The 26,889-nt window shown below is 60.6% G+C and carries 26 protein-coding genes and 2 pseudogenes; 17 read left to right on the plus strand and 11 right to left on the minus strand.

Going from position 1 to position 26,889, the window contains the following annotated elements:
• The 3 genes from Y703_RS0109150 to Y703_RS19030 form a co-directional block, all read left to right on the plus strand.
• Positions 1–1,299: CYTH and CHAD domain-containing protein (locus Y703_RS0109150; RefSeq protein ID WP_216698883.1), on the plus strand; the 1,299-nt coding region annotated here is incomplete at its 5' end.
• Positions 1,300–1,542 (plus strand): hypothetical protein, encoded by a 243-nt coding sequence (locus tag Y703_RS22635; RefSeq protein ID WP_051427451.1) that lies wholly within the window; start codon positions 1,300–1,302, stop codon positions 1,540–1,542. It abuts the gene before it with no gap.
• A gap of 81 nt (positions 1,543–1,623) precedes the next feature.
• Positions 1,624–2,391, plus strand: a complete 768-nt coding sequence (locus Y703_RS19030) for an alpha/beta-hydrolase family protein (protein ID WP_275450771.1) — start codon at positions 1,624–1,626, stop codon at positions 2,389–2,391.
• Between the two features lie 562 nt (positions 2,392–2,953).
• Here the strand turns inward: Y703_RS19030 and Y703_RS0109165 are convergent.
• Both Y703_RS0109165 and heR read right to left on the minus strand, forming a co-directional pair.
• Positions 2,954–3,391: a hypothetical protein gene (locus Y703_RS0109165; protein WP_026552460.1), complete on the minus strand. Its 438-nt coding sequence runs from the start codon at positions 3,389–3,391 to the stop codon at positions 2,954–2,956.
• A gap of 160 nt (positions 3,392–3,551) precedes the next feature.
• Complete coding sequence (gene heR, locus Y703_RS19035; RefSeq protein ID WP_216698884.1) at positions 3,552–4,145, minus strand: heliorhodopsin HeR; 594 nt, start codon at positions 4,143–4,145, stop codon at positions 3,552–3,554.
• A gap of 197 nt (positions 4,146–4,342) precedes the next feature.
• Between heR and Y703_RS20855 the strand changes: the two genes are divergently transcribed.
• The 3 genes from Y703_RS20855 (at position 4,343) to Y703_RS0109185 (ending at position 5,762) form a co-directional block, all read left to right on the plus strand.
• A complete protein-coding gene (locus Y703_RS20855) occupies positions 4,343–4,789 on the plus strand; it encodes a cation transporting ATPase C-terminal domain-containing protein (RefSeq protein WP_081743470.1) in 447 nt (148 codons plus the stop codon).
• Between the two features lie 75 nt (positions 4,790–4,864).
• A complete protein-coding gene (locus Y703_RS0109180; protein WP_026552462.1) occupies positions 4,865–5,314 on the plus strand; it encodes a universal stress protein in 450 nt (149 codons plus the stop codon).
• A 25-nt stretch (positions 5,315–5,339) separates the two neighbouring features.
• Positions 5,340–5,762 carry a pyridoxamine 5'-phosphate oxidase family protein gene (locus Y703_RS0109185; RefSeq protein WP_026552463.1) on the plus strand — a complete coding sequence of 141 codons (423 nt, stop codon included), beginning with the start codon at positions 5,340–5,342 and terminating at the stop codon, positions 5,760–5,762.
• Here Y703_RS0109185 and Y703_RS0109190 read toward each other — a convergent pair.
• The 4 genes from Y703_RS0109190 to Y703_RS19045 form a co-directional block, all read right to left on the minus strand.
• Positions 5,707–7,650: a heavy metal translocating P-type ATPase gene (locus tag Y703_RS0109190; RefSeq protein WP_026552464.1), complete on the minus strand. Its 1,944-nt coding sequence runs from the start codon at positions 7,648–7,650 to the stop codon at positions 5,707–5,709. The two genes, Y703_RS0109185 and Y703_RS0109190, sit on opposite strands and share 56 nt — an antisense overlap.
• 135 nt (positions 7,651–7,785) lie before the next feature.
• Positions 7,786–8,412 (minus strand): glycosyl hydrolase family 65 domain-containing protein, encoded by a 627-nt coding sequence (locus Y703_RS23025; protein ID WP_253907992.1) that lies wholly within the window; start codon positions 8,410–8,412, stop codon positions 7,786–7,788.
• Positions 8,295–10,547 carry an HAD-IA family hydrolase gene (locus Y703_RS19040; RefSeq protein ID WP_051427454.1) on the minus strand — a complete coding sequence of 751 codons (2,253 nt, stop codon included), beginning with the start codon at positions 10,545–10,547 and terminating at the stop codon, positions 8,295–8,297. Before Y703_RS19040 ends, Y703_RS23025 begins: the two co-directional genes overlap by 118 nt.
• 9 nt (positions 10,548–10,556) lie before the next feature.
• On the minus strand, positions 10,557–11,303 hold the full coding sequence (locus Y703_RS19045; RefSeq protein ID WP_155849464.1) for a TetR family transcriptional regulator: 747 nt from the start codon (positions 11,301–11,303) through the stop codon (positions 10,557–10,559).
• A 212-nt stretch (positions 11,304–11,515) separates the two neighbouring features.
• On the opposite strand from Y703_RS19045, the gene Y703_RS19050 reads away from it, so the two are divergent.
• The 4 genes from Y703_RS19050 (at position 11,516) to nhaA (ending at position 15,418) form a co-directional block, all read left to right on the plus strand.
• On the plus strand, positions 11,516–12,055 hold the full coding sequence (locus Y703_RS19050; protein WP_051427455.1) for an NAD(P)/FAD-dependent oxidoreductase: 540 nt from the start codon (positions 11,516–11,518) through the stop codon (positions 12,053–12,055).
• Between the two features lie 54 nt (positions 12,056–12,109).
• Positions 12,110–13,519, plus strand: a complete 1,410-nt coding sequence (locus tag Y703_RS0109215; protein WP_026552465.1) for a DUF4389 domain-containing protein — start codon at positions 12,110–12,112, stop codon at positions 13,517–13,519.
• Between the two features lie 56 nt (positions 13,520–13,575).
• Positions 13,576–13,857: a hypothetical protein gene (locus Y703_RS0109220; RefSeq protein WP_051427456.1), complete on the plus strand. Its 282-nt coding sequence runs from the start codon at positions 13,576–13,578 to the stop codon at positions 13,855–13,857.
• 136 nt (positions 13,858–13,993) lie between these two features.
• Positions 13,994–15,418: a Na+/H+ antiporter NhaA gene (gene nhaA / locus Y703_RS19055; protein ID WP_051427457.1), complete on the plus strand. Its 1,425-nt coding sequence runs from the start codon at positions 13,994–13,996 to the stop codon at positions 15,416–15,418.
• Positions 15,419–15,479: 61 nt separating this feature from the next.
• Here nhaA and Y703_RS0109230 read toward each other — a convergent pair whose 3' ends face one another.
• Positions 15,480–17,003 carry a SulP family inorganic anion transporter gene (locus Y703_RS0109230; protein WP_051427458.1) on the minus strand — a complete coding sequence of 508 codons (1,524 nt, stop codon included), beginning with the start codon at positions 17,001–17,003 and terminating at the stop codon, positions 15,480–15,482.
• 192 nt (positions 17,004–17,195) lie between these two features.
• On the opposite strand from Y703_RS0109230, the gene Y703_RS0109235 reads away from it, so the two are divergent.
• A complete protein-coding gene (locus Y703_RS0109235; RefSeq protein ID WP_051427459.1) occupies positions 17,196–17,588 on the plus strand; it encodes a MerR family transcriptional regulator in 393 nt (130 codons plus the stop codon).
• 346 nt (positions 17,589–17,934) lie between these two features.
• Here the strand turns inward: Y703_RS0109235 and Y703_RS0109240 are convergent, their stop codons facing one another.
• Complete coding sequence (locus tag Y703_RS0109240) at positions 17,935–19,206, minus strand: FAD-dependent oxidoreductase (RefSeq protein ID WP_051427460.1); 1,272 nt, start codon at positions 19,204–19,206, stop codon at positions 17,935–17,937.
• A gap of 233 nt (positions 19,207–19,439) precedes the next feature.
• On the opposite strand from Y703_RS0109240, the pseudogene Y703_RS19060 reads away from it, so the two are divergent.
• Together Y703_RS19060 and Y703_RS0109255 are read left to right on the plus strand one after the other, a co-directional pair.
• Positions 19,440–19,949 (plus strand): annotated as a pseudogene (locus Y703_RS19060) (ASCH domain-containing protein); the annotation flags it as partial.
• A gap of 272 nt (positions 19,950–20,221) precedes the next feature.
• The gene (locus Y703_RS0109255; protein ID WP_026552470.1) at positions 20,222–21,667 is read left to right on the plus strand and encodes an APC family permease; all 1,446 of its coding nucleotides are present in this window, start codon (positions 20,222–20,224) and stop codon (positions 21,665–21,667) included.
• Between the two features lie 660 nt (positions 21,668–22,327).
• Here Y703_RS0109255 and Y703_RS0109265 read toward each other — a convergent pair.
• Positions 22,328–22,693, minus strand: a complete 366-nt coding sequence (locus Y703_RS0109265) for a cupin domain-containing protein (protein WP_026552472.1) — start codon at positions 22,691–22,693, stop codon at positions 22,328–22,330.
• A 106-nt stretch (positions 22,694–22,799) separates the two neighbouring features.
• The gene (locus tag Y703_RS22075; RefSeq protein WP_155849469.1) at positions 22,800–23,081 is read right to left on the minus strand and encodes a hypothetical protein; all 282 of its coding nucleotides are present in this window, start codon (positions 23,079–23,081) and stop codon (positions 22,800–22,802) included.
• A gap of 226 nt (positions 23,082–23,307) precedes the next feature.
• Between Y703_RS22075 and Y703_RS0109280 the strand changes: the two genes are divergently transcribed.
• The 4 genes and pseudogenes from Y703_RS0109280 to Y703_RS19070 all read left to right on the plus strand — a co-directional run bounded on the left by Y703_RS0109280 (position 23,308) and on the right by Y703_RS19070 (position 25,538).
• Positions 23,308–23,721 carry a GNAT family N-acetyltransferase gene (locus tag Y703_RS0109280; RefSeq protein WP_026552473.1) on the plus strand — a complete coding sequence of 138 codons (414 nt, stop codon included), beginning with the start codon at positions 23,308–23,310 and terminating at the stop codon, positions 23,719–23,721.
• 500 nt (positions 23,722–24,221) lie between these two features.
• A pseudogene (locus Y703_RS23030) lies at positions 24,222–24,683 on the plus strand (SRPBCC domain-containing protein); the annotation flags it as partial.
• A 48-nt stretch (positions 24,684–24,731) separates the two neighbouring features.
• Complete coding sequence (locus Y703_RS23035; RefSeq protein ID WP_026552474.1) at positions 24,732–25,133, plus strand: VOC family protein; 402 nt, start codon at positions 24,732–24,734, stop codon at positions 25,131–25,133.
• Between the two features lie 81 nt (positions 25,134–25,214).
• Complete coding sequence (locus Y703_RS19070) at positions 25,215–25,538, plus strand: mycothiol transferase (protein WP_051427461.1); 324 nt, start codon at positions 25,215–25,217, stop codon at positions 25,536–25,538.
• Between the two features lie 88 nt (positions 25,539–25,626).
• Here the strand turns inward: Y703_RS19070 and Y703_RS19075 are convergent, their stop codons facing one another.
• Entirely contained in the window at positions 25,627–26,433 is an 807-nt protein-coding gene (locus Y703_RS19075; RefSeq protein ID WP_253907988.1) for a hypothetical protein, read from the minus strand.
• Between the last annotated feature and the right edge of the window lie 456 nt (positions 26,434–26,889).

Below are 26,889 nucleotides of genomic sequence, written 5' to 3' on the forward strand. Positions count from 1 at the left end.
TCCCCCGCCGCACCACATCGGCTCGAAGTACACGTACCACTGTCGGATACTGGGGATTCAGTGCCATCGGAAGTGCTCGATCTGGTTCGTGTCCACGTCAGGAATCAGGCCCTCATACCAGTGGCACGCATCACAACCACCCGCACGCTCACAACCCTCATCGGGGCAGCCGGCGAGCCGTTGATCGAGCTCAGCGATGACGCGGTGGAGTCCCAGGATCTGACCACCGGCGTCGCGAGATCGTGGCGCGAGTGGGAAGCGGAAGTACTGGGCGGGAAGAACTACCCTACTAACGGGCGGGCCACGCTGGTCGACGCCGTCGACCGGCATTTGCGCAATGCCGGCGCTGCGCCGGGCGGCGGCGAGCCGAAACTCGCCAAGGCCATGGGCGGCGGACCCGGGCATCCCCCCACCGGGGGTAAGCCCGGCTCGGTCCGGAATGTCCTCACCGCATCGTTTCGCCAGGTTGCCGACGAGCTGAAGGCAGCTGATACACGGCTGCGCCGAGGCGAGGATGGGGCACTCCATCAGCTGCGTGTCAAGGCCAGGACCCTGCGAAGCATGCTCAAGACCTATCGGCGTCTCCTCGATCGCACGAGGGCAGATCACCTCGAAGGACTAGTGAAGTTGATCGGCAGTGATCTCAGTGCCGCCAGGGATGCAGAGGTGATGCAGGACCTGGTTAGGAACGGAATCGGTCGCCGCCCGCCGGGGTCGATCCCCCGGCATGTCGTCCGACGGTTGACTAAGGCGTCGGCCGTCCAGTACCAGAAGGCATATGCGCTGGTTTTGAGGGACCTGAACTCTGCCGAATACTTCACAACTCTTGACGCGTTAGATGAATTCGTTTCCCGACTGCCGCTAAGAGGCGACAAGAACAACTGTGGAAAAGCCGCTGCTCAACTCCCGCGGGCGATCAGCAACCAGCAGTCGCTGGTAGTGAAGTCTGCTCATCGAGCCACCCGTGAGCTAGATCTGGACACCCAACTGGAGCTGCTGCATGATGTGCGGAAGAGGTCCAAGCGGCTGCGCTACGCGATCAAGTCAGTCGAAGGTGCCTCGGGATTCGGTTTCGCCGCAAAAGTGGGTAAGACAATGAAGTCATCCGAGAAGATTCAGGACGCCCTGGGGGTCCACCGCGATAGCGTCCTGTTTCAGCAATATCTGGTCAAAACGTCCCGTGCTGCGCGTCGGGCTGGGGAGAATACTTTCGCCTATGGGGTTCTCCACGAAGCTGAATACTCAATTCAGGACACAGCTGAAACTGAGTTTCGGAAAAGGATCGAGAAAATTGGCTGATTGGGAGTGCACTCCATGCCCTACACCACCCGACCCATCGACGCCTCACCGTGGGACGCCTTCGCCGAACTGATGGAGCGCAATAATGGTGTCTTTGGTGGCTGGTGGTGCATTGGATTCCATCCGGAAGGTGCCGAGCGGGGTCTGGACCACCGCGAGACCAAGCGTAAACGGGTCGTGACTGACAGCGCCCACGCGGCCCTCGTATTCGACGAGGACGGTTCTGCTCAGGGCTGGTGCTAATTCGGAAGCACAGCGGAACTGACGCGGATCAAACACCGGCGGGACTACGTCAAGGATCCGACACCTGTCCCCGACTGGCGGATCACCTGCTTCTACGTCGGAAACACGGCAACCGCCTCCATGCAGTACTCCTTCCAGCCCAGCTGGGTGTCCTTCCTTTTCGACCCAGAACTTGCAGCCGATTCCAGCAAGGCACTCTTCGAGGCCATCTCCACGCGCTGGCAGGAACTGCCCGAAGGCAATCGTCCACGTCTTACCGTCTATGGGCTGAGCCTTGGCGCTCAGGGAATGCAAGGCAGCTTCGAGAATCTCGCCGATCTGCAGTCCCGCACTGATGCGGCATTGTTCACCGGGCCGCCTGCGAATTCACAACCGTGGCGCTCGCTGCAGGACAACCGGGATCCTGGAAGCCCCATCTGGCAGCCCATCTACCAACAGGGCAAGGAAGTGCACTGGCAGTCCAAACCCGGCGACTTCGCAACGTTGGGCGGCGATTGGCAGCAGCCTCGGCTCGGCTACCTGCAGCATGCCACCGACCCGATTAGCTGGCTTGACCCGGCAATGATCTATCAGCGTCCCGACTGGCTCACCGGACCGGCTACATCCGGGGGCCGTGGATCCGATGTGAGTGATTCGATGCGCTGGATCCCCGGTGTCACCTTCCTGCACCTCGTCACTGACATGCTGGTCAGCGAGGCAGTGCCGCCCAGCCACGGGCGCAACTTCGGTGATGTAGCGGTCGATGGGTGGGCGCAGGTGTTGCCTGGCCATGACCGCAGTGCCGAACAGCTGGCATCGATCCAGTCGGTCATCGAACAGATTGATACGCACGACCCGATCTGGGAGTAAGGGCAGGTTCGCTCATTCGGTGGCGCGTTGGCCGTCCAGCCGCTCCCGAACCACCCACAACGGGTGAGCCTTGACGGGGATCTCGATGAAATAATCGAGCCCGCAGCCTAGGTGGAAACTACTACCCAGCGAGGATAGTCATGATCCGTTTTCTCCTGAATGTTGGCATCAACTTGATTGCTGCCGCCATCGGTCTTCTACTGGCGGCATGGATGATGCCTGAGGTGACCCTGCAACTGGGCGGTTTCATAGTTGCCACAGTGGTGTTTGCGTTCGCACAGGGAATTCTCGGGCCATTCGTTTTCAACGTTGCGAGGCAGGACGCCTCGCCCATCCTGGGTGGAATCGGCCTCGTCACCACGTTGATTGCCCTTGTTGTTGCCTCACTCTTCCAGGGTGGACTCCAGATTCAAGGTGTTTACGGCTGGGTGCTCGCAACCCTGATCGTCTGGATCGTCACCCGCTCGGCGGCTGGATCCTTGGAGCACTCCTTCTCAAGAACAGGAACGCCCGGCGCAAGAAACGAGCCCAGTGACCGTCCCTCAGCGACGAATCTCCCAGGTCACCAGTCCTGCCACCGACGGTTGCCCTGGAGAGGGACGGCCCGTCGGGCAGGTCCACGCTGTTCGTCGTCGATGGTTGTCCACGTAATGAGCACTGCAGGCCTCTTTCCCCTCAGGTAGCCAGTGAAGGAGGCCTCTCCCGACGTCTGCATGGTGCCCCGGAGATTTGAGGTCTCCACTGTGAACTGTTCAAACTGAACGTCTACAGCCGTCGCCTTGGCGGATCCGGTGTTGGTCAACACCCAGATGTTGTCTTTTTGCCAGTACACTGACCAGTCGGCTTCCTTGACCCGGGGAACTTCAGCTACGTCCACCTCACGGTTCGGCACAACGTGAGGCTTACGCCGTTTACCATCGACGGCGATCGCCGCCCACCCACCGGCAAAGCCACAACTGGCGGCAATTACTGCCATCACGGGGAACCAGAACCAGTCCATCACTCGTGTCCTACTCGCTCATCTTCGGCAGCCCAGTTGGCCACTCGCTGGCCGCAGCGTTGCTGCGTCCTCGTGAAATCTAGCACCAAAGTTGGTCCGGCTCTCGCACGATCTTCAGGAGCGGTCGTGGGAGCCAGTGGGGTGGGCAGTCAACACCAGGTCAGCCTGCGAGCGAGCCGCCGAAAATCTGCCACGCCAGAGCAGACTTCGCCAGCAGGCTGAGCACCAGGTAGACCTTCTCGCCGTAGCCGTAGTCAGCCCACTTACCGATGCGGCGGTACTGCAGCCACTGATCGAGCGCGAAGCTCATGAAGAACACGAACAGCGAAACAACTATGCCGTTCACGAAGCCAGGCACCTCGTTGGTGTCACCAGAACTCGCATCGGTCAGGTTAGCGACTATGGCCACCCACGGGGCGGCTCCCGCTAAGCAACCGAACCGGAACGGCAGCATAGTTGTGCGGGTCCGGCCGGGCGGGTTCATGAGTTCCCGCAGCCAGCCAAAAAGGATCATGGCCACGTTGGCCCCGATCAGCAGCAACACCTCGGCGATTCCGGTGATGCCTTTGTAGAAGCCGATGAGGATCAGCATGATCGTTGCGCTGAATGAATACTCGATCCACCGGAAACGGTTCAACCCCCGACGCAGGTCCGCTTCATAGCGGGAGCGCAGGACGGTCCCGGTGAGCAGGTGGTCGAGTGCTGCCAACGCCAGGAACACCGCGATGACTGGACCGACAGCGACGTCGAACAACGCCTCCGGCGCCGATGCAGGGGTACCCGGGGGCCTGACGGGAACTGTGAGGTGACGGTGATCGCGAAGCCGTTCGCCAGCACGAGTACTGCGACAACCTGCACACCGTGCAGCAGGGTGAGGCCCAGGTTCCAGCGACGTAGTCGGGTGAGGTAGGAATCGGTGACTGCACTGGCTTCCACGGCTGTCTCTTCGAAATGTCATACGACTGCCGCAGCCGGCGGGTACTGACCCGGCCGCCTGAGCGCCGCCACCTGATGGATCGGCAACTCATGTTCCGGGCCTTTGTCATCATGGCTCCAGTCGAGGCATTGTTCAGCATGGCTGCCTTCCCGGTGGTGCTATTTGGGGGTGGGTGGGTGCGCGGGGAGCCGTGGGACGGCGGGGTTGTTCTGACGGCCTCCGGGGCAGCATTTGCCGCAGTTGTCCTAGGCCAGCTAGCGACCGCCTTTGCCTGCCGCAGTGCCACATCTGAGCTCGCAGCACTAGCACTATTTCTCTATGTGCCCCCTGTGGCGGCCGCTCTCGGACAGGCGCCGCCGCCGGTGCCGGGCTTGGTCGTCGCACTGTCAGCCATCCCTGGCGTCCTGCTGGCGGATTGGCTGCACAAACGGTTACGTCAGCGCCCAGAGCAAACATCATGACATCTGAGTCAGCCGTGCCGCATTCATGCCGTTTGGCCCTAGTGCGGTGACCTAACTGGGGGCAGGCTGGGGCCCATGAACTCACAATCACAATCGAGCCGGATTATTGTCGGGGTGGATGGATCGGATTACTCGTCGAATGCGCTCAGGGTAGCCGGGCGAATGGCGTCGCTGATGGATGAACCGATCGAGGTGATTTCGTGCATTGAGAAGTCCAATAGACGCCTGGCATCCCGGTTCGAATCCGAACCAAACCGGTATACCTCGCAACTGAGCGAAACTGTTGAATTGCTTGTAGAAGAAGCACTGGATCGGGCTTTCGGCAACTCGCGCCCGCCGGGGCTGACCGTCACGGTCAGGTTTGACAATCCGGCGGAAGCCCTGGTTGACGAAAGCCGGGCTGCACAGTTGCTGGTGGTTGGACGCCACGGGTCTGGTGGCTTCCTCAACCAGCCCATTGGATCAGTCAGTAAAGCCTGCGCGGTCCATGCCCATTGCCCTGTCCTGGTTGTGCCGCAGGACTAACCCGCCCCCACCGAGGAGAACAACAATGGATAGTGACGAACGACCGGGAACCATTTTGTCTACTGAGGACTCGTGGACTGTACTCGAGAGAAACCAGCATGGCCGGTTAGCAGTCAGCGTTCTCGGCGATCCTGACATCTATCCCATCAATTTCCTTGCGCACGACAAACGGCTACTCTTCAGGACCAATCCCGGTACCAAACTTGCCGAGCTGACGGTAAACAACCGGGTGGCATTCGAAGTCGACGAGATTGACGCCGACGAAGCGCGGAGCGTAGTCGTTAAAGGGGTAGCACGAGTGATCGACGCCCAGTCCGAGATCGACGAAGCGGATAAGCTGCCGCTCAAGCCGTGGATTCCCACCCGAAAGTACACCTACGTCGAAATTATCCCTACGAACGTTCACGGCCGCTACTTCGCACTGGGTGAGGAGCCGGAGCGCTATTGATTGCCGATGAGGCGATTCTGCTCTCGCCGTCGGGCCGGCTCCCCCCGAGCGCCCTCAGCGCATTGAGGATGGTGGCCAAATCGACCAGCTCCTGAAGGAGTGCGCCCGACACCGCAGGGACCACCCCGAAGGATGCTGCCACCATGAGGGCGATACTCAGGACAATCCCTGTCCAGATACTGGTCCGCGCGACGCGGATGGTGTGCTGTCCGATAGTAACTGCGGTCGCGACTTTTGACAGGTCATCGAGCATGAGCACTACGTCCGCCGACTCGCTGGCAGCGGTGGCGCCCTTGGCCCCCATCGCAATCCCGACGTCCGCCGCCGCCAGGACGGGAGCGTCGTTCACCCCGTCCCCAACCATCATCACCGGCCGCGCTGACAACGACGCAACCACCTGCACTTTGTCCCCTGGCAGGCAGCCGGCCACGAAACGACTGATCCCCGCTTCCGCCGCAATGTGTCCAGCCGTGGAGGAAGCGTCACCGGTCAAAAGAACGGTCTCGGTGACGCCCAGCCGCATGAGCGCAGCTAGGGTCTCGACGGCGTTGGCGCGCAACGGGTCACTCATGATCAGCGCGCCGACAAAGCGCCCGTCAACTCCGATGTAGATCCCAAGCTGCCCACTGACCAGGGTGGCGGCTTCGAATCCAGACGTGCGGGAACTAACAAAGGCGGGCTTCCCAACAACCACCGTATACCTGCCGCATTTGGCGCTGACGCCGTCGGTGGCATGCTCGCTCGCGTTCTCTGCGGGTACGAGCTCCAACCCGCGGGCCGCTGCGGCCTCAATGACCGAACCTGCCAGGACATGGGAAGAGTACTGTTCTGCCGAAGCGGCCAGCTGTAGCAACCTGTCTTCGGACATCATTCCCCCCGCACCTTCGTGCACCTGCACCTGCAGGAGGGTGGGGTGCCCAGTCGTGAGGGTTCCGGTCTTGTCGAATACGGCCGTCCGGACCCGGCTGAGACGCTCGAGCGTTCCCGCATTCTTGATAATAATTCCGGCGTGGGCGGCCCGGCTGGTGCCGGCGAGGAAGGCAACAGGGGCCGCTATCAGCAACGGACAGGGGGTCGCGACCACCAGGACCTGGGCGAAGCGTGCCGGGTCCTGGCTGAAGAACCAGGCGAGGCCCGCCAACGCGAAAGCAAACACTGTGAATGGGACGGCGTATCGATCAGCCATTCGGACCATCGGCGCCCGGCTTGCTGCTGCCTCCTGGACTAGCGCAACGATTTGGCTGTACTGCGATTCGGCAGCTGTGGCAGTCGCCACCATACGGACTGCATCGGCACCATTAACCGATCCGCTGAGTAGGGATTCACCCTTCACCCGCTCCACGGGGAGACTTTCGCCTGTCAACGCCGCCTCGTCGAACGTCCCGGCATCGGAGCTGAGAATGCCGTCGACCGGGACCGTCTCTGCAGGTCTGACAAGGAGCATATCGCCCGGAACAACATCCTCCACTGGGATTTCTTCCGGTGGACGGCCTGGAGTTTCACGATGCGCTCGCCGCGGGGAGCGGTCTAGCAAAGCGCGAAGCTCCTTCGTAGCCCGTCCTTGAGCAAAGACCTCCAGGGCCTCACCCCCGGTGAGCATGAGGACGATGATCAGGGAGGCAACGTACTCTCCTACAGCAACAGTTGAGCCAATAGCCGCTACTGCTAACAGGTCGATGCCCAACCGTCCATGAAGCAGTCCGGCGACCATCGAGATGGATCGGAACACCGCCACAACCACAGCGTAGGCACTGGCGATCCATTGAGCTACGGCGGGCTGTCCCGTCAAAAGAAGCACCGCTACGCACGCTCCCGCGAGGAGGGTTGCGGCGACCAACGGAAACCGGGCTACAAGCCGCGCGGTGTCTGTCGACGCCTTCCAGGTCAACTCTCCACCAGGGTGATCTGTTCGGTGCGGCTGAGGACTACCCGTAGCACGTTCGTTTCGGCAGCCCGCGAAAGGGTGTCATAAGCATCCATAAAGTTCCGTTCATGTGACCATGACCTATGGGTTGACCATAGGTCAGCTGTTAACTGGGACAACAGGGCACAAAGGCCCATCCGAAGCGGGTATCGACATCCGGGGCGCCACGCTGAAACTTCTCCGTCTGCCCGTTGCCAGTGCCTTCGTCTGGATGCCCACCTGGACTTTGATCGGTGCGGCGTCGCCGGGAGCCGAGGAGATACTGATCCGACCGGGTGTGAGACGAATGGATAGGAGGTGCCGCCGGTAGTTGATGCTGAACGCGACTGAGCCAAGCCCGGTGGGCATGCTGGGCGCGAACACCAAAGTTTCGCCGCTTAGCCTCAGGCATGCGAGGTCTGGGTCCGTCTCGGCCAGCACCGACGCGTGGGCCACCCGGCTCAGGGTGGACCCATGAGCGGTTCGGAGCAGATAATAGTCAACTGTGGAGTTCAGCTGATCCCTCGACAGGGTGTAACCAAGATCCCGCATGAGTTTGATCAGCCCGTCGTGGCCCAGCAGATAGGGCAGCATGAGGACATCAGCCTGTTTGGCTAACTTGTATCGGTTCACGTCATCGCCCTCTGCCTCAAGGATGAGGTCGAGCCGCTCAATGTTGCCGTAGGTTTCCCGGTACTTGATCCAATCCAGTTCCTTGAGGTCGTTGTAGCCTTCGAACTGGCTGATGATGTCGTGAGGAGCCAGGTTTTGTCGAGTGTCCACTCATAGTATTGCCAGGCATTGAACGCTACCGCGAGTCCCACATGCCGCTGCAGATTCGAATGATCGGCGATCCATCTCCCAGACCGGTTGTTTTTTGACCAGTGCGGGGTGTTCTCGGTGCCGTCGCTGCCGCTTTGCCACGGAAACATTGCACCCGCCAGCCCCTGGCCGACCGCTGCCTGGCGCGCCGCCGGGAGTGTCCGCCACCGGTAGTCAAGGAGGGCGCGCGACACCTCGGGGGTCCGGGCAGTGAGCACCGGCAGCACGAAGAGTTCATCCCAGAACACCAATCCGCGGTACCGCTCGCCGTGGAGACCGCGGGCTGGCACACCCGCGTCGAGCTCGGCTGTATGACGGGTCAACGTCTGCAGGAGGTGGAAGAGATGGAGGTTCAGGATCAGGCGCACCTGTGTCGGCGCCTCTATTTCCACTGTGAAACGACTTACTACCTGCTGCCACGCGTCCTCATGAGCCGCCAGCAGTGGGTCGAAGTTCCCGCCCGCACGAGCAAGAACTGCCTGGGCCCCGGATCGGGGCGAGGAGATGGCCCGGTCACGTGAGGTCACCACTGCGATCACTTTTGTGAGCGTCGTTGGCGTGGCATCGATTAGGCTCGCTTCAAACGTGCGGAAATGATGCTGACCCTCGTGACCGGGCACTCCTCGGTCGCGTCCCGGGGTGACTTTCGTGTCAAAAGCTATGGCTATTCGAATTCTGCTCTGGGTGGTTTTCACTTCTACTACCGACTCGCTTTTACCGCTGTCGAGGGGGTCGTCCACAACCGTACGATCGAGAAGGTGAGCCTGGCCTCCTCCGGAAGGGACCGGCAAATTAGCGTTCCTCACACCGACATTCACTCCAGTTCGGAGGGTGATTCCTCCGCTCCAGCCCAACGGCATGATCCTGGTCTCGACAGCAAGAAGATGCGGTTCGGCCATCGATACGAATCGGAGCTGGGTGAGCCGCAGTAGCCGTCCGTCGGGGATCTCAAGGACAAGTTGCCTCTGCAGCAGTGCCTTACTGAGGTCCAGGGTCCTTCGTTCGCTAATGGTCCGCAATCCACCGGCGGACCACCACTGTCCGCCTGGCAGGCAGATGTCCAGCGACAGGCTATCCGGGGTATTGACCATGTGTTCCTCTAGCGCAAAGCGCTCGCCGGCCTGAGTTTCCACCCGGTTGAAGACACCCGCCAGATACATCCCGGGGTAGGAGAACTCGCCTCCCTCCGCTGACGCTCCCCTCACCCCCAGGTAGCCATTGCCTAGCGTGGTCAGCGCTTCTCGATGACCTTCCTGACTGGGATCCAAACCTTGGTACACGAGATGCCATGGGTCGCCCGACACCATCCCAAGGTCGAGTTCCCCGACGTCGTTGAGAACTTCATGAGCTCCCGCCGCCTCCAGCGCTCGTCTGGACCCCGATCGGTCAATCCCCACCACAAGACCGAATCCCCCGCGGCGCGCCGCGACCACTCCAGCCACCGAATCTTCAGTGACAACCGCCCGGTCTGGTGACACCCCTAGCCGGCGGGCCGCTTCGAGAAAGACGTCGGGTGCTGGCTTGCCAGGCAATCCCAGCCGCAAGCTGAGTGTCCCGTCAACGGTCACCTCGAAAGCGCCCACCAGCCCGGCAGCTGACACCACCGGCGTCGCGTTCCGGCTCGATGTCACAAGTCCCGCAGGTACCCCTTCATCATGCAGGGCCGAAAGCAGCCGCCGAGTGCCCGGATAGGCCTGCACACCGTTAGCAGCGAGCCGTTTCAGGTAGGCCTCGTTCTTCAGCGCCCCCAGCCCGTAGGCGGTCCAGTCCCCTGCGGCATCTGTGGCCTGCCCCATCTGGAGAGTGATCCCGCGGGAGGCCAGCAGGTCGATAAGCCCCGATTCCCGTGGTTTACCGTCGACGGTTGTGGAGTAGTCGTCCTGAGTGAACGGGGCACGACTCGCCCCCACCGGGCATCGCGAATCGCTGATAATCGCCGCGAGCGTGTCCGCCCACGCCCCCCGGTGAATCACGGCGGTGTTTGTGACCACCCCGTCCAGATCGAAGATGACGGCATCGAATGGCGGCTGCGCTGCGGTGAGCGTCGATGATCTAGTCATAAGCCAGTCCTAGCGGTGCCTCCCGCCGGGCAGAAGTGCCGTTCGGCCTGTTCCGACCAACAGGATCGGGCCCTCCACGAGGAAGGTCATCGTCCACACCTCGGCAAGGTACGCGCCGTTCTCCTCAGGCGTCCACTCCCGCCCGACGACAAACTGCAGGTAGTGCTCGAAGCCCGCAGTTGCCCAGACGATGTCTGCGATCCGGCGGTAGTCCAGATCGGCACGGACATTTCCTGCTTCCCGAACATCTGCAGCGAAAAGCTCCATATTGGCCGCTCGCCAATCCGCGATCTCCGTCAGAAGCTCCGCACAGTCCACGTCGGTTGTCGCAGCATCGCTTAGAACAGCCAGCAGCGGAGCAGTGCGCGCGTTGATCTTGGCAATGACCTGCGCATAACAGGAGAGCTTCTCGCGTGCCCCTTGCATCAGTCGAATCTGCTGGACGTAGTCACGCTCGACGGCGGGCACGGGCCAATCAGGGCCGGAAATAGCCGATTCCAATACGGCCCTCACCAGCTCGGGTTTCCGCCCGACCGAGGAGTAGAGAGTATCGACGGACACGCCCGCTTCCTGGGCGATTGCCCCGACTGTTGTGCCCGGGTAGCCACGCTCGACAAAGAGGCGACGGCTTGCCGACAGGATGCTACGTCGAGTTTCGGCTGCCTGCCCAGCGCGAAGGATCGAACGGTATATCCGCGGCCCTGGACAGTCGCCCGACAAAGTGTTTCCCGCGCCCCCCTGGTCATTCCCCGGCAAAGCAGAGTTTGCCGTCTTTCTGGATAACTACGCGAAGGAGTGGGATTTACCGGTCCGTAGCGGCGTCACGGTTAGTCGGTTGAGTTACGATGGCATCCGGTTCCTGCTGGATCCCGGTGGTTCATGCTACGTGGCTCGGAACGTGGTGGTCGCAGCCGGTTACGACGGTGTTCCGAAGACACCTGAGTTTGCAATTAATCTGGATCCTGGGATTGTGCAACTACACTCGGCTGCCTACCGGAATCCTCAAAAACTCCGCGAAGGTTCGGTCCTGGTGGTGGAGGCTGTTGAACCGGCTGGTGTTCTGGTCCTTCTCCCACCTTTTCACCCTCCGCACCCCGGTCGGCCGGAAGATGCGGCCATCGGTTGTCAACCACAGTGGACCGTTGATTCGCGTCAAGAATGTTGACCTATCCAGGGCCGGGGTCGAACGCGTCACCCGGACGATTGCCGCCCGGGATGGCAAACTGGTGCTGGAGGACGAAAGCTGCCCGCAGGTGGAAAACATCATCTGGTGTACAGGATTCCGCCCAGATGACAGTTGGATTGAGCTACCGTCAATCCAGGCGGGCAAGGATCCGGTTCAGCTCCGTGGGGTAGTCGACGCGCAACCCGGCCTGTTTTTCCTCGGCCGACTATTCCAATATGCGCTCTCTTCCTCGATGGTTCAGGGCGTCGCCCGGGACGCCGAGTACATTGCCGAGCGTATCCGCCTCACGGCGCTCCACAACCTGCCGGTGACCGTCGACTGACAGAAGTGACCTTCGACCCTATCGAGACTCATCCGCCAGCCGCATTCTGTTTCCATGAACAAAGCTGGCTCAATTGCACTGCTCACCATCGGGATCGTCCTATCGATCATTGGTTCATCACTTGTGGCCGGGGGGCTTGCCATCACCCTGCGGGCATCCGACCAGCGGGACGATGGGTATTTCACCTCGGCTACCGAGCGGTATGCAGTCACCTCCTACGCGCTCGTGTCACCGCGCCTTGAAGCTTTCGGCGAGGGCACACCGGAACGCCTGCCCTTCGACGTCGGGACGCTGAGGTTACGGGCAGCGGCTTCCGAACCTGCTGACGAAATCTTCATCGGGTTAGCTCCGAAGGAGGACGTCGACGACTACCTTGATGGGGTCAACCACACGGTGCTAAGGGAGGTGGACTTCAACCCCTTCCGCCCGGTGTACCGCACCGTTTCCGGGTCAGCGGCTCCGGAGTCACCCGCAGCTCAGGATTTTTGGGCGGCCTCAGCCTCGGGCACGGGTGAACAAGAACTGACCTGGGACGTTGCGCCCGGCAACTGGACAGTAGTCATGATGAATGCCGATGCATCCCCCGGCCTCTCAGCTGATCTGCAGGCCGGCTTCCGCTCCGAACTAATTCGCCCGGCAGGAGCGATTGTCCTCATCATCGGCCTAGTGACCTTGGCTATCGGCCTACCACTATTGATCGGTGGAGCCATCGGCTTAGGGCGCACGCAGTCCGATTCCGGTACGCCGCCCTCCGAACCCCCTCCGCCCGGGGATCTGGCTTCCCCTCCCGGGGCCTCCCTAGCCACCACACCGCCAGCGTCGTATCCGGTGCACCTGATTGGCGAGTTAGATCCTTCGCTGTCCCGCTGGATGTGGCTGGTGAAATGGTTCCTGGCCATTCCGCATGTACTGGTGCTCTTCTTCCTCTGGTTCGCTTTTGCGGTGACGACAATTGTTGCCTGGTTCGCCATCCTCTTCACCGGCCGCTACCCCCGTGCGCTCTTCACCTTCAATGTGGGAGTTCTACGGTGGAATTGGAGGGTGGCCTTCTACGCGTATTCAGCCGCGGGGACCGACAAGTACCCGCCCTTCACCTTGGCCCGGACCAACTACCCGGCCGACGTCGTCGTCGAGTACCCGGAGCGTCTCTCCCGTGGCCTCGTGCTTGTCAAGTCGTGGCTCCTCCTCATTCCGCACTTGTTGATAGTCGCGGCAATCACCGGCTCAGCTGCGTGGGGATGGCAGGTCCAGAGCGGCGAATATAACGCCACGGGTGGGTTGTCTCTCCTCGGACTTCTGGTGCTCGTCGCGGTGGTGTCGCTGCTCTTCACCGGCAGGTATCCCCGGCCGCTGTTTGCCTTCATCCTGGGGCTGAATCGCTGGACGTACCGCGTCCTCGGCTACGGCGCACTCATGCGCGATGAGTACCCCCCGTTCCGTCTGGATCAGGACACCGAAACGTGACCCAGCCAACGCGTGTCCCAGCCGCCGTTCCACCTACGCAGAGGGCAGTATGAAGCATGGAGAAAATCAACAGCATCGCGGCCCGCACGTGGCGATGGCTGCGCGCTAACCGGGACTGGCTGCCGGCAGTTGTAGTCCTTGCCTGTGTGGTGGCATTTTGGTCAGTTGGGCTGGTGGGCGGACTAGCCATGCTGCGCGGTGCCCAATCCCCGATGGCAACGCTCATCGGCCTTTATTTCATGCTCGCGTTGATCGCGATCTCCATTACCGTTACCGTCCTTGCCGCATCTGACTTGACCCGTCGGATTACCGCCCGAAAGAATAGCCCCCGCCGCTAGCCGGGACAGCAACACTGGCTTCTGAACCGACTCCGTGAGCCCATGGGTCCTCGCCAACCGGTAGACTTTATCTAAGGTGAGCCGGGCAGTCTGGTCGGCAATGTCTATTGTCGAACCCAACGCAGGAGCCCTACTCATGGCAGAACCAGGTACCGAGCCCAACCCAAAATCTGGAGTGATCGGCCGCGGCACGTACTCCGAGTCACTCAGGATCGGCGCGATTCTCCGCAAGGAAACCGTTGGCGGGATCCTGCTCGTGATCACGGCCGCAGCTGCAATCATTTGGGCCAATTCTCCGGCGTCCGACAGCTATTTTGCGCTGCGGGACTTCACCTTCGGCTACGAACCGTGGCATCTGGAATTGAGTCTTGGCGCGTGGGCGGCCGACGGGCTTCTAGCAGTTTTCTTCTTCCTCGTCGGACTCGAACTCAAACGTGAGTTCATCGCCGGCGACCTGCGCAACCCCCGTACGGCGGTTGTTCCGGTCGCCGCAGCGGTCGGTGGCGTGGCTGTTCCAGCCCTGGTCTACGTTGGAATCAATATCTTCAGCCCCGATACGCTGCGAGGTTGGGCGATTCCCACCGCCACCGACATCGCCTTTGCCGTCGCTGTCCTGGCGATCGTCGGATCCCACCTACCGAGCGCGCTTCGAATCTTCCTGCTGACGCTCGCCGTCGTCGATGATCTGATCGCCATCACCATCATTGCCGTCTTCTACTCAGACGATATCCAGGTCACCCCCCTGCTCCTCGCCCTCATCCCGCTGGCGTTGTACACGCTGCTCGCGCAGAAGTATCGCGAGTTCTTTCATTTGAAGCCCGCTGCCGCCTGGTTCATCCTGTTGCCCATCGGTTTTGTTGTCTGGGCACTAGTTCACGCTGGTGGTGTCCATGCCACGGTCGCTGGAGTGCTTCTCGGGTTCGCCGTACCGGTCCTCCATCGGAAGGCCACCGCAGGACCGGACGCTGGCCCGGGCCTTGCCGAACTCTTTGAGCACCGGATCCGTCCCCTGTCGGCAGGTTTCGCTGTTCCAGTCTTCGCGTTCTTCTCTGCGGGCGTCACAGTGGGTGGCTGGAGCGGATTCGTCTCAGCAGTCACCGATCCGGTGGCGCTCGGCATCATTCTCGGTCTGGTGGTCGGCAAGCCAATCGGCATCGTGGGCACCACTTGGCTCCTCACCAAACTCACCAAGGTGAATCTCGACCCGGCCCTGCGCTGGGTGGACCTGATCGGTGTGGCGCTGCTGGCAGGGATCGGTTTCACCGTCTCCCTGCTAATTGCTGACCTTAGTTTCACTCCCGATGGATCCACCAATGATCACGCCAAAGTCGGCATCCTCACGGCGTCCATTCTGGCTGCTCTCATCGCGTCAGTGATCCTCCGCGCCCGGAACAAGCAGTACCGGATGATTGAAGCCGACGAAGGTGTTGACGCCGACGGCGACGGTATCCCCGATGTCTACCAGGAACGCAGCAACCCAGCTGATGAGACGGTCACCGCCCCTGAACCGGATGATGCCGGAACACGTGCCGACAACGAGGGTCCACGCTCTGGTTCCTAGCTCGAGGTGGAGCAGCCGTCGCCCGTGAGCGACGTCTGCTCCACTCTGACCACTGAGGGTCTTAGTGTCCGGCCCCGAGCTTGCCGCCCAGACGTGCGCGCATCTGAACACTCGAGTCATTGAGACCTGACACCATTACCTGCGTTCCGTGCTTGTGATACTTTTCGGTGATCGCATCGAGCGAGGCAATTGTTGATGCGTCCCAGAGATGTGAGCCGCTCATATCGATGACCACCATCGCGGGATCCAATGCGTAGTCGAACTGGGTGTAGAGGTCGTTGGAGGACGCGAAGAACAGCTCGCCAGTGACCTTGTAGGTGGCAATCTGTTCGCCGTCGACCTCGGTCACCGTGCGGTCAACCGTGACGAAGTGAGCCACCCTGCGCGCAAAGAGCACCATGGCGACGAGGACACCCACTCCGACGCCGATGGCCAGGTTATGGGTGGTGACCACAACTACCACTGTGGAGACCATGACAATCGTTTCACTCTTCGGCATGATGCGGAGCGTAGCTGGTTTGATGCTGTGCCAGTCGAACGTGGCAACTGACACGAAGACCATCACCGCGACGAGTGCTGCCATCGGTATGAGCGCAACAATCTCGCCCAGCGCTACAACAAGAATCAGCAGGAAGATTCCAGCGAAAAACGTCGAGATCCGTGTCCGCGCTCCGGAAGCTTTGACATTGATCATTGTCTGGCCGATCATCGCGCAGCCGCCCATCCCACCGAAGAATCCGGTAATAATGTTTGCTGCACCCTGCCCCCAGGACTCACGGGTCTTGTTCGACCGGGTGTCGGTGACGTCGTCCACTAACTTTGCGGTCATGAGCGACTCCAGCAGCCCGACGAACGCCATCGCCAATGCGAAAGGCGCGATGATCTGGAACGTCTCGACAGTCAACGGGACGGCGGGAATGAACAGGGACGGAAAACTGTCCGGCAACTCCCCCTTGTCGCCCACGGTGGGAACAGCGACGGCGGCGAAGACAGTGATCAGGGTCAATGCCACAATCGCTACCAATGGCGCAGGCACAGCCTTGGTCAATTTCGGAAGGCCGAATACGATCACCAGCCCAAGAATAACCAGCGGGTATACGAGCCAGGGAACGTCGATAAGTTCAGGTACCTGCGACATGAAAATGAGGATGGCTAGTGCATTAACGAAACCGACCATCACCGAGCGCGGAATGAATCGCATTAGTTTCGCAACGCCAGACACACCAAGGATCACTTGGAATATGCCCCCCAGAATGACTGCCGCGATGAAATAGTCGACACCGTGACTGGCCACCAGAGGGGCAATCACCAGTGCTATTGCGCCTGTCGCGGCGCTGATCATGGCAGGGCGTCCGCCCAGGAACGCGATGGATACCGCCATGGTGAAGGAGGCAAAGAGCCCAAGGCGAGGGTCCACTCCTGCGATGATCGAGAATGCGATGGCTTCCGGAATGAGCGCCAAAGCGACCACCAAACCGGCCAGGACCTCAGTCTTCAGGCGCCGGGGCGAGCTTAGCGTCCTCCGGACCGACTGGAGCTGCTCCGGGGTTGGTGCCGGGTCGACGTCGATCATTTTCATAGCCATCCTGGCTCCATTCACTATTCAAGACCGCAGGGCGTTCAGCGGGAGATTCTGTGGGCGCAGCATCGCGCGGGTACCGTAGCGGGAAGGCATGGGATGCGGCGGAGACTTTGGCAGTCGCGGCACCCGTACAATGGAAAACTCTACCCTAACGTGAGGGTAGAGTTTCAATCGAAACGAGGACGAGTCGTTTTCATGACCACCAACCACCGCTCGTCGACGGCCTCGCGGACCATGCATATCGGGGAACTCGCTGATGAAACGGGCCTGTCACTGAGAACTATTCGGCACTACGACGACGTCGGACTCCTGCCGGCAAGCACCAGAACAGATGGCGGGTTCCGCGTCTATACCGAAGCTGACCTTGCCCGACTGCTGGTCATCCGTTCCATGAAGCCGCTAGGTTTCACGCTTGAGGAGATGGCCGAACTACTCGACACGATCGCCCGCCTGGACCAGTCGGCACCGGATCCTGCTGACAGGGTCCTGCTCGAGGAGTACATCAGTGATGCACAGGCCAAACGAGAGAAGCTGGCCCGCAACCTTAGGCAGGCGGACGAGTTCATTCACTCTCTCCAGACAAAGTAGCTAACTCGCCAACCCCACCGCCACGTTACGCGACCAACTGTTCAAACGCCGCGGCGCTCAGCCCGGGAAGATTGTCTTGTCGATCGAATCAGGGCCAATGCGCCCGCTGGAAACCTAGTGCGGAGGGTGAAACTTCAAGCGCTTGAGCATCTTTGACGTCCGGTGCCTTCGATGGTGCGTTGTGGTCCGGTGAAGGGTCGCCTGGTGCCGGGCGTCGCGGAAGAGAGACTGTGGTCCATGTTTCCCCATGGTTGATGTCGGCGGAGGGTACCGCCGCATTACGGGAATTATGCTATTCCCCGCTGACATTTCTTGTCGATGTGCCTTGTGCAGCCGAAGAGACTGCCTATCCGGGCGGGCGACACGCCCACGCGGGCACCTTCTCGGGGCGGGGACCGACACCAATGACGGCAGCTGGAATAACTGTCACCGGCGGTAGGTGTCCGATGATGTTGAGGAGCAGCCGCGGCGGTCCGGTAGCGCCCTCATTGAGTGCAGGCATGATTAGGCGGGCGTGCACCACCCGTTGCAGGCTCTGGATCAGAACTACAGGAAGAGCGCGTCGCCGACGAACGCGTGCGAGGATGCGGGTGCCGTTCGCTCGGCGAAGGGTGCCGTGTTGAAGTGGCTCAGCGAGGATTCGCGCGGTGGCTACAGCATCCTGGACCGCAAGGTTGATTCCTACCCCGCCGACCGGTGACATCGCGTGTGCAGCGTCTCCGATGCAGAGGACCCCCTGAGCGTGCCAGCGGCGTAGCCGGTCGACGCGGACACTGAGGTGTTTGACCTCGTCCATCGATCGAATCGCTGAAATACCTTCAGCGAGGTCAGGTAGGAGACTTGCGGCTTCTGCACGGAAGGCATCAATCCCCCGGGCCCGTCGCACGGCGTCGGAACCTTTCGGGATCAGGGCAGCGATCTGTAGGTACCCGTCGCGGGGGATCACGATTGCCGCTTGCCCTCCGCCGACGCGGGGCACGAGAGATTCACGCTTTTCCTGATGCGTCGGGATGCGATACCACCAGACGTCGAACTCGACCCGAAACTGTTGTGCGGGAAGGCCTATGGATTCAGTGACAATTGATCCCCTACCGTCGCAGGCCACAGTAAGGTCGGCGAGCAACCGTCCCGGGCCTGCGGGCGAGTCGTAGTTGACGCCGCTCACCCGGTCGCTGTCTCGAATAACCCCAGTGACTGTGTATTCCATCAGCAGTGTGAACATCGGCTCTCGCGCGGCCGCTTCGGCGAGGAGGTTAAGGAGATCCCACTGCGGGACCATGGCGATGTAGGGGTGGCGCAGCGGGAGTCGGCTGAAATCAGCAATTATGACCTGCCCACCGTCCGAGCGCGGCACTGACACACTGGTCACACGGGACTGCGGAAGTGCATCGAACTTGTCGAATAGCCCTAGATCGTCGAGTAGGTCGAGGGTCGTCGGGTGGACAGTATCGCCTCGAAAGTCGCGGAGGAAGTCCGCGTGTTTTTCCACGACTGTGACTTCGACACCGGCACGGGCGAGGAGGAGTCCCAGCACCAACCCGGCGGGACCGCCACCAACGATTGCGCAGGTTGTGCGCTCTGTTCCTGGTGCAGCTCCAGCTTCATGATCTAGTGCCATGATGGGTGAACTTTCGACGATCGGCTGTACTCGGTGCACGCTTTCATCTTCCCCTCATCCGTCCCGGATCTCTAGGCATCGACGCTGTTCTTACGGGCCTGCTCCGTTGTCGGACTGCGGTCGATGGTGAAGAGTGTGTACCCGCGCTTTTGCGGCCAGTCGACGGTGAGTTCCATGCAGATACTCAGAAACTTGGTAAGAGCACAGGGACTGGTTCTGTAAGGTAAACGATCATGACTGGAGAACCGCAAAAGCAGGTCGGGCCCGTGGACCTGGTTGCAGCTGAGAAAATGTGGGCGGCCTATGGTCAGGCCGCCCCGGACGTCGTCGCCACCTGCCCGGGCTACACGGTGGAACACTTTGGCGACTCGATGCGACTGGCGGACGAGCTTCTCAGTATCGTTCTGAGCGGCAGGAAACGGGCCACCGCTGAGCTGGTCGGTGAGTTCACCGCCCGAGGCGATCAGCTCCCACGAATCGGATCGCATTGGATTGCCTGCGATGGTGCCGGGAAACCCCGGATAGTGATCCGCAGCACTGACTTGCGGATCGGTCAGTTCGCCAGCGCGGACGCTGCGTTTGCCGCCGACGAAGGCGAAGATGACGGCTCACTGAAAAGCTGGCAACGTGAGCACCGCCGCTACTGGATCCGGACTAGTTCAGCGCGTGGCAGGACCTGGACGGAGAATGATGAGATCGTCTTCGAGCGATTCTCGGTCGTATGGCCGCCCGAACACGCAGATGTCGACACGACGGCTGCCGATACCGGGCGCATCGCTACCGGAAGCACTGCGGTGCTTTTCTCGGCGGGTGCTCCAGAAGAGCTGTCACTGGCAATCAAGCTTCGACGAAGCGGGTAGGTTCTTAGTCCAGGGCGCGGACAGCGCTTATCAACGCTAGTTGTGGTTGCCAGACATTTACCCGAGGAAATGTTGGGTTTCTCTGCGGCTCAGCGAGTAAATCGGTACTAGGGTGTTCGTAATTGCCAACGGACCAGCACCAAGAAGAGGCTCGCATGGGTACTTCACCATCAACACCGACGGATACCTCCCTCCTGAAAGTCTTGGGCAACTGGGACGCCTTGGCACTGGGATTTGGCGCAATGATCGGATTCGGCTGGGTAGTGCTGACCGGCGGCTGGATAGCCGAGGCCGGCACGATGGGCGCCACGCTTGCCATGGTCACTGGTGGCGTGATCATGGCGGTAGTCGGACTGACCTACGCGGAGCTCACCGCCGCGATGCCCAAGGCGGGCGGCGAACATAACTTCCTCCTGAGAGGAATGGGGCCTCGCTGGTCCTTCATTGGATCCTGGGCAATCACCGGGGGCTACGTCACCATTGTGGCCTTCGAGGCGGTGGCGCTTCCCCGCACCGCTCTGTACCTCTTTCCCAATCTGAACCAGGTTCCGTTGTGGGAAATTGCTGGCAGCCAGGTGCACCTGACCTGGGCGCTGGTTGGCGCGGTCGCGGCCGTCGTGATCACCGGGGTCAATATCCTCGGAGTGAAACTGGCAGGGGTGGCCCAAACCTTCGTCGTGCTGTTGCTGATGATCATCGGTCTGATGCTGATCTTCGGTTCCTTTACGGGTGGGTCGACCGAGAACATGGAACCATTCTTCACTGGCGGCATGGGCGGGTACTTCGCCGTCCTCGTGGTGGTGCCGTTCTTGTTCGTGGGGTTCGACGTGATTCCACAGTCGGCCGAAGAAGTGAACATCCCGCCCCGGCAGATCGGCCGTTTGGTAGTTATCGCTGTGATCCTCGCAACCATTTGGTACGTCATGACAGTGCTGACCACTTCATCGGCCATGCCTTCCGCAGAGATCGCCCAGGCCGACATCGCGACGGCGGACGCGATGGGTGCGCTGTTTGGCACCGATGTGATGGCCAAAGTATTGATTGCCGGGGGCATCGCCGGCATCCTTACGTCGTGGAACTCCCTGCTGTTGGGGGCATCCCGGCTGATGTACTCGATGGCACGTTCGGGCATGCTGCCCGGATGGTTCGGCAAACTGCACCCAAAGTACCGTACCCCCACCAACTCACTGCTCTTCATTGGTGGGCTCTCCTTCCTTGCCCCTTTCTTCGGTGAAGCGATGCTGGTCTGGCTGGTGGACTCCGGAGCCCCCAGCATTGTGATTGCTTATCTCCTGGTGGCCGTCGTGTTCATCATTCTGCGCCGCAAGGAGCCAGCCATGGATCGTCCGCTGCGCGTTGGTGGAGCTGGTAACGGAGGGATAATTATTGGTGTTGCCGCGGTGGTGCTCTGCGTTGGGTTGCTGAGCTTGTACCTGCCGGGAATGCCCGCCGCGCTCACTCCCCCGCCGTGGATCCTGTTTGGGCTCTGGTGGGTCTTGGGTCTGTTCTTCCTGTTCCGGATCCCCACCGGCATCCGGCCCGGTGCTGACGCTGAGGAAGACCTCCTGGCGCGGCTCGGTCAGAAAAACAGTCGGTCCTGAGTGGATCACCACCCGGATCATCCAAAACATCGACTTCTACAAATGAATGGCAACACGGTAACCGGCATGGCCTCCCTCGGGCCCATGGGCGCCGGTACACTGGAACGAGCCGGCCATCGCCTCATAAGGCGAGTCCCACCACTTTAGAGGAGTTGTGGTGCGCCGCCCGATCCGGGGTCAGCTGCAGCAATTCATGAGTGTTGTGGACTTCGGCCTTTCACCCGCGGAAGCCCACGCACGGCCACGCTTCGTCAGAACAGCCTTCCCCTACGATGCGAACAACGTGCTCGACGTCGAACTGCCGGGGAAAGCCAGCACTGATAAGCGTCCTGTTTGACAAAGCCATCGCGTCCAACTCCGCGTACCAGGCCGGATCAAACCTTTCTCGGGCAATGTCCAGAACCATCCCAGTGGGATCGATTCCGTAAGCGGTATGACCACAACTGCGAAGGTAGGCGACGGCCGATCCTGCGCCACACCCGATGTCAAGAATTCGGGAGCCTCGCTCGGCGAGCATGTCGACAAACCGCGCATCGACACCGAGGTCTGTGCCGTGCGCTACATGTTGCCGCATTTTTTGCCGCATATAGGCCGTAATCGGGTCCAGGACTCATGGCAACAGTCTTTCACCCGGGGCGGGCGATCCGCGGCAGCGCGAGTCTAGGTGAGTTCGCGAAGGCCGGAAGTCATACTTCCACCGGCATCCCCCGTGTTGGTGGTTCCCTGCGGCTCGAAGAGGATCACCTGAACCTCCCCCACGGCTTTCGGGCAGTGTTCCACTCCCTTGGGCACCACAAAGACGTCCTCCGGCCCGAGGACGACGTCGCGATCGCGGAGTTGAATGGTCAGCTCGCCGGTGAGAACCATGAACAACTCGTCCGTCTCGGGATGGGTATGCCAGACGAATTCTCCTTGAAGCTTGACCACCTTCACGTCGTAGTCGTTTACGCTCGTCAGGCGGTGGGGCTGCCAATGCTCGGAGATTCCTTCAAGCGCAGCCGAAATGTTTCGCACGTCGTCACTCATACGAGAAATCGTACCGAAGCCCCCCGGGGATCTTGCGGTCCCACGACCGAAGCACTTCTGGACATAGGGCGAGGATTGACCGGCGCTTGGTTCGATGGCTGTCGCATCAGTCGACGCCGGATGGCACCTCCTCAGATGCGGCTTCGCCCGGTGCAGCATCAGTCGGTACATCGAAGGAATAGGTGAAGCCCCCGGCATTAATCATGCGCTCGGTAAAGTTGATGATTTGTTCGCCGCACGCATCGGTAACAGTCATGTGGACCCTTGCGTTTTCTGCATACCGCGGGTTGCAGGTCGCGTCGATGGCCATCACGGCAGCCATCTCGTTCAGCTTCGTGATCGAAGGCGGTACCCGCGTGGTCGCGCGGCAGACAGTGCGGTGCGCCATTGAAGGAGGAGGTGCAGTTCGATGATGACGCAACGACCCCGATGGCGCCATTAACACGTGCTCCTCTCAGCCATGCTCGCATGACACCAGGACTCTGGAATTGCAGATTCGCTATCCGAGTATGAATACGCGAAGGTGATTTCCTTTCAACAACCAGGATTCGCCCTCGGACCGTTGCCCGACCCCTGTGCCATATTTCCCGGAACTCCTCCGCTAAAGTGATGCCATGAGCCAGCAGTACACCTTTTCCACGTCAACTCATCGAATCGATCGGGACCGGGTACACCGCTGGCTCAGCGAACAGTCCTATTGGGCGTTGGGCCGGACTCGCAGGGCACAGGATGCGGCGATCGATGCCTCTCGCAACTACGGGGTGTACGACGAATCCGGAGAGCAAATGGCCTATGGCCGGGTCGTCACGGATGGCGTCACCTTCGCGTGGCTATGTGATGTTTTCGTCGCGACGGAGATGAGAGGCTTCGGCATCGGCAAGATGCTTGCAGCGGGCATTGTCACGGACCTCGAATCGTTCGAGCTGAAGCGAATTCTCCTCTCCACTGGCGACGCGCATGGGCTCTACTCCCAGTACGGTTTTGCTCAACTCAGCGAGCCCTCCACAATGATGGCTCGAGTCCGATAGAGGATCCCCGGGGCTGCACTCCTGTAGACCGACGATTGAACAGCACCAACTAACTGGGCCCGGAGGGCGCTACAAATCCAACGAAACGTGCAGCACAAGCGAACTGTCAGCCTTGTATTTGTGTCAGTACGTAATTATGGTAGAGCGCGAACGGGTGAACTGAGTCTGATTTTCCTTGCGCTGGCCGATCAGACGCGCCGCTTCTTGCTGGAACAACTGCAGCCGGGTGAGGCGACAGTTAGCGAATTAACAGCCCCGCACTCGATTAGCGTGCCCTCCGTATCGGGCCACCTGAAAGTGCTCAAGCAGGTCGGGCTGAGTACCAGGTCCAGATCTGCGCCGTGGAGGGGCTGTCGCCGCCAGCCGGCGCCGTTAGAGAAAGTTGAGGAATGGATGGGCTCGTACCGCGATTTCTTGAGCACCCAACTGAATCGACTCGACGCTCAACTTTATGCAACACCCGATCGGCCCGATGCGCTCACAGAACCGGAGGATAGATGATGACCGACTACCCGACGCAGGATAGAAGCTTCACCCTCACCCGAATTTTGGCTGCATCGCGGCATGCGGTGTTCACAGCGTGGACTGAGCCTGAGCACCTGGCTTGGTTCTACAACCCCGACATGCCCACACCCACCACACCCATTGAGGTCGATCTCCGCGTGGGGGGAACGTGGAAGCAGCAGATGATCGTCAATGACGGCGTTAGCTACCCGACTGGGGGGATCTATTTGAGGATCATTCCCGACGAGCAACTCGTCTTCCGCTGGGGGGCAGTCGGGGGTTGGCCCGAACTCGACAGCGAGCACGAGCGTACTGCCCCTGTTGTCACTGTGCAGCTAAACGATCTCGGCACGGAGACGGAGCTTGTCCTCACGGTTCAATTCTCTGAGCATCTCGACATCGAACAGGTACAAAAACTCATCCACGGAGGCACTGAAGCGGGCTGGGGCGCCACCATCGACCGGGTCAAGGACAGCACCGCCACGACCCCTAGGACCAATGGGCGCATGACAGGACCTCAGATGTACGTCTTTTTCCCGGGAACGGCGCGGGAAGCACTGAACTTTTACGCCGATGTTTTTGGTGGTGAGCTCTCCCTGCGCACGTACCAGGACTTCGGCAGGAGCGACGGCCCACCAGAAGCTGTAGCTCATGGAACGCTCAGCGGCGTCGTCGCATTGGCAGGATCGGACGCAGCCGGAGGCCAAACAACGATCAAGCTTGAAGGGATCATGCTCTCATTGTTGGGAACAGCCGAACCGGCAATCCTGCATGAGTGGTTCGATAAACTCTCCGTTGACGGGTCGGTGCTCGATCCGCTCTCACCCAAGCCTTGGGGCGCCTCCGATGGCCAGGTCGTTGATCGTCATGGACTTCACTGGCTTGTCGGATATGAGCCTGCGTCGTGAGTGATGCACAGTTGCTCGCCCAACTGGCAAGGGCGCGAGAACATGTTCTTGGAGTAGTCGACGGACTCAGTTGACGATGAGATGTTCTGGATTTCCGCCGTTCTCGGTGGTGATCAGAGGGCGATCGCCGGCCTTCACAACGGGTGGGCCTCCAAGCAGATGACCGGTACCGAGGCCATCAACATCTACAAGCATGAAATCGCTAGAAGTAATGAGGTCCTTGCGGAGGCCGATCTGGATGCCCCGCCACGCTGGTGGCCTCCAGCCTTCGTATTCGAGGCACCACCACTGTCAGATGGGCGTGAGGTCCTGTTTCGCGTGCTGTCTGAAACGTCGGTCCACGCGGGCCATCTGGACATCGTCCGGGAGCTGACCGATGGACACCAGCATCTCGTAGTGGAGTGATCCCGACTTTTTGGGCGGCTGCTTAGCCGCCGCGGTTGTCCAGTTCTCCCGCTGGCTCGTCAGGGACGGGGTCTGCGTGCCTTTTTCTTCACATCGGACTCTCGGCCCTGTCTGAGCGGCTGTCCTCAGTCGCGGATGTCATCTTGACTTCACCGATGCGCATCATGGTCAAGTGCAGGATGCTCAGGGCAAGGAAGAGGATGGAAAGCCCGAGGGCTGGCCAGAAGGCGCCTGGGCTCAGCGTGGCATCGAACAATGGTTTGACCAGCTCACCAACCGCAAGAGAAAAGATGAGGGTGAAGCCGAGAACGTGGATAGTTGGCAGCAGAAGCAGCCCGGTTCGGTGCGACCTGAAGGTCAGGATGGACAGCATCAGGAAGGCGGGCATGATAAAGCACAGGTCCAAGATGAATATTGAGTAAAGGGAGTCAATCTGTTCTCCGGTGCGCATCAGGGGCAGAAGCATCCCTATCCAGAGTGGGTAAAAAATGAGTGGCTGCAGGATGGCGCCGGAGGCCGATAGCAGTCGAACGGTTTTCGGGAGGACAGGAGTGGGAAGGTCACGGCGGATATGGGCACCGGCACAGACAAGAGCCCACAGCGCCAAGGCAAAAACAGCCATATAAACGAGGTACAGGCCGTTGTAGGTACGCTCGATGACATAGATTCCGTAGGCGTAAAACAGATACCCCACGAGCCCCAGCGCAATGATGGGACGTTTGACCTGATTGCCTTGGGCAGTAACGGCCAGGTACAACAGGACCAGTGCGGCACCCAAGGAGAGCAGGTCCTGTGAAAAGGCCCCGGGGACGAGTTCTTCGCTGACGATCCCGTCGTAGATTCTCGGGCGCCGCAGCCCTGCCGCTGCGGCAACAAGCGTCAAGACGCTGATCACGATCCAAAGGCACCGGTGAAGGCTGATATGAGTGAGCATCATGCCCCTTTCGGGGAAAAGGTCGGTCCTGGACGAATCCCCTCAAGGCCGTGTCATCAGTAGTTCGGCGAGCACCTGTATGCCTTAGCGAGCACCCGAGGGCGGGGCTTGCTCCGAGCTTGATCCATTGGCTTAGTCGGACGTATAGGCGAAGGTCCTAACTATGCGGCGACGTCAACCGCAACCTTCCGGTGTGCTCTGTTCCAATCTTGGCCAGGGGGACCTTCGGCTCTGGCAGCCCAGTGTGCGCGGGTGGAGCCTGAACGTGACTGAGCAGGTCACGACATCCGCGCGAAGGGAAACTCAAGCCATGATCCGCATTGCTGTCACGGCACTCCTCGTCCTCCACGGCCTGATTCACCTCTTAGGCTTTGCCCAGGCCTTCGGGCTCGCTAATGTCCCCCAGCCACAGCAGCC

It is taken from the genome of Arthrobacter sp. H20, from assembly GCF_000520515.1.
GTDB lineage: Bacteria > Actinomycetota > Actinomycetes > Actinomycetales > Micrococcaceae > Arthrobacter_D.